The organism is Nonomuraea sp. WAC 01424, assembly GCF_003947315.1.
GTDB classification, from domain to species: Bacteria; Actinomycetota; Actinomycetes; order Streptosporangiales; family Streptosporangiaceae; genus Nonomuraea; species Nonomuraea spiralis.
On the sequence record NZ_QHHZ01000050.1, the window covers coordinates 1 to 2,660 of the forward strand.

Genomic DNA, 2,660 nt, shown 5'->3' on the forward strand with positions numbered 1-2,660 from the left:
GCTCGAGTCTGCTGTCTGCCATCTCTCCAGCAGACCTCAGCCGCCAGAGACCGTCACCACTTCACGGACAATCTGAAACGAGACACACCTCATGTGGCGTCCCGGATACTCGCGACCGGCTCACTAGCCGATTGACCTTCGAAACATCAGACGAATAACGTGAGCCTCGACCGCCCCTCCCGCGCAGAGGACGTGAGGCCATGGATTTCGAGCTGTCCGACGAGCAGAAGGCCTTCCGCGAGACCCTGCGCGCCTTCGTGGAGAAGGAGATCCTGCCGGTGGCCACCGAGTGGGAGCACTCGGGCCGCTACCCCACCGAGATCGTCGAGAAGATGAAGCAGATGGGGCTGTTCGGGCTGACCGTCCCCGAGGAGTACGGCGGGCTGGCCGCCGACATGGTCTCCTTCGCGCTGGTCTTCGAGGAGATCGCGCGCGGCTGGATGGGCGTGGCCGGCACGATCGGCTCCCACTCGCTGGCCTGCTGGATGATCGCCAAGCACGGCACCGACGAGCAGAAACGCCGCCACCTCCCCGACCTGGCCACCGGCGCCCGCCGCACCGCCATCGCGCTCACCGAGCCCGGCGCCGGCACCGACCTCCAGGGCATCCAGACCCGCGCCGTACGCGACGGCGACCACTACGTGGTGACCGGCACCAAGACCTGGATCACCAACGCCCGCCACGCCGACCCGCTGCCCGTCCTGGTCAAGACCTCGATCACCGAGCCCGCCCACAAGGGCATGTCCGTGCTGCTCGTCGATCCGGCCTCGCCCGGCTTCGGCGTCAGCCGCGACCTGCCCAAGCTCGGTTACAAGGGCACCGAGACCTGCGAGGTCGTGCTCGACGAGGTACGCGTGCCGGTATCGGCGCTGCTCGGCGGCGTCGAGGGGCGCGGCATGCAGCAGGTGCTCGGCGGACTGGAGATCGGCCGCGTCAACATCGCCGCCCGCGCCGTGGGCGTCGCCCAGGCCGCCTACGACGCCGCCCTGGAGTACGCCCGGGGGCGCACCGCGTTCGGGCAGCCCATCGCCGACTTCCAGGCCGTCCAGCTCAAGCTCGCCGACCTGGCCACCGAGATCCAGGCGGCCCGGCTGCTCACGTACTGGGCCGCCTCCCGGGCCGACGGGGGCAACCGGGTGGACATGGAGGCGGGCATGGCCAAGTACTTCGCCTCGGAGGTGGCGCTGAAGGCGTCCCTGGAGGCGATGCGCATCCACGGCGGCTACGGCTACTCCCAGGAGTTCGTCGTCGAACGGCTCTACCGGGACGCTCCGCTGATGGCGATCGGCGAGGGCACCAACGACGTCCAGCGGCTGGTGATCGCCCGCGCCCTCGTCTCCGGGAAGGGCAGAGTGGGCTGGTAGCCGGACGCGGCGGCCCCGGCCTCCCTATCCTGGTCGGACGCGGATGAGCCGCGCCAGCCGGGGGGTTCCCATGCCTGACTCCGATCCCACGCCGCAGCACCACCACCACGGGCATCCAAACGAACACGGTCACGGCCACGGCCACGGTCATGGTCATGGTCACGGGCCGGGGGAGCGGCGGGGGGTGAAGGCGCTGGCCGCCAAGGTCGCGCACGCGTTCACCCCGCACAGCCACGACAGCGCCGCCAAGACCGACAGCGCCCTGGAGTCCAGCAGCCGGGGCATGCGCGTCCTGGCCGTCTCCTTCGCGGTCCTCATGCTCACCGCCGCCGTCCAGGCCGTGATCGTCGTCGCGTCGGGCTCGGTCGCACTGCTCGGCGACACCCTGCACAACCTGGCCGACGCGCTCACCGCCGTCCCGCTGGCCATCGCGTTCTCGCTCGGGCGGCGTGCCGCCACCCGCCGCTTCACCTACGGCTACGGCAGGGCCGAGGACCTGGCGGGCATCGTCATCGTCGTGCTCATCGCCGCCTCGGCGGCACTGGCCGGGTACGAGGCCGTCCGAAGGCTGCTCGAACCCCAGGACGTGCGGGCGCTCGGCTGGGTCGCCGCCGCCGCGCTGGCCGGCTTCCTCGGCAACGAATGGGTGGCCCGCTACCGCATCACCGTGGGCCGCCAGATCGGCTCGGCCGCGCTCGTGGCCGACGGCCTGCACGCCAGGACCGACGGGTTCACCTCCCTGGCCGTGCTCCTCGGCGCGGGCGGCGCGGCGCTCGGGTTCCCGATCGCCGACCCGGTCGTCGGCCTGCTGATCACCGTCGCCATCTGCTTCGTCCTGCGCGACGCCGCCCGCGAGATCTACCACCGCCTCATGGACGCCGTCGACCCCGCCCTCGTGGACGAGGCCGAACGTATCCTCGCCACCGTCCCCGGCGTCGAGCGCGTCGGCTCGGTACGCCTGCGCTGGATCGGCCACGCCCTGCACGCCGAGGTCGAGATCCTGGTGGACCACGCCATGTCGGTCGTGGACGCCCACGCCGTGGCGGTCGAGGCCGAGCACCGCCTGATCCACGACCTGCCCCGCCTGCGCGCCGCCACCGTCCACACCGACCCGTACGGACCGGACGGCGCCGACCACCACGCGACTCTGGCGACCCACCGCATCACCTAGATCGCTGATGTGAAATTCGGTGATCGGCTGCAGGCATGACGAAGGGCGTCCATGGTCGGTGTGTGAAGACTGACTTGGACGCCCTTCTGACCGCACTCTATGTGCATCTGGACGATCACGTGATG

The 2,660-nt window shown here is 70.8% G+C and carries 2 protein-coding genes; both read left to right on the top strand.

All coding sequences use genetic code 11. The features are described 5' to 3' along the window. Window positions 1–200: 200 nt before the first annotated feature. Window positions 201–1,364: an acyl-CoA dehydrogenase family protein gene (locus DMB42_RS52645; RefSeq protein ID WP_125649920.1), complete on the top strand. Its 1,164-nt coding sequence runs from the start codon at window positions 201–203 to the stop codon at window positions 1,362–1,364. A gap of 184 nt (window positions 1,365–1,548) precedes the next feature. Next, window positions 1,549–2,535 (top strand): cation diffusion facilitator family transporter, encoded by a 987-nt coding sequence (locus tag DMB42_RS52650; protein ID WP_260478458.1) that lies wholly within the window; start codon window positions 1,549–1,551, stop codon window positions 2,533–2,535. The last annotated feature ends 125 nt before the right edge of the window (window positions 2,536–2,660 follow it).

Coding starts and splice junctions, on each gene's coding strand:
- DMB42_RS52645 (WP_125649920.1), top strand. CDS start 201: ATGGATTTCGAGCTGTCCGACGAGCAGAAGGCCTTCCGCGAGACCCTG.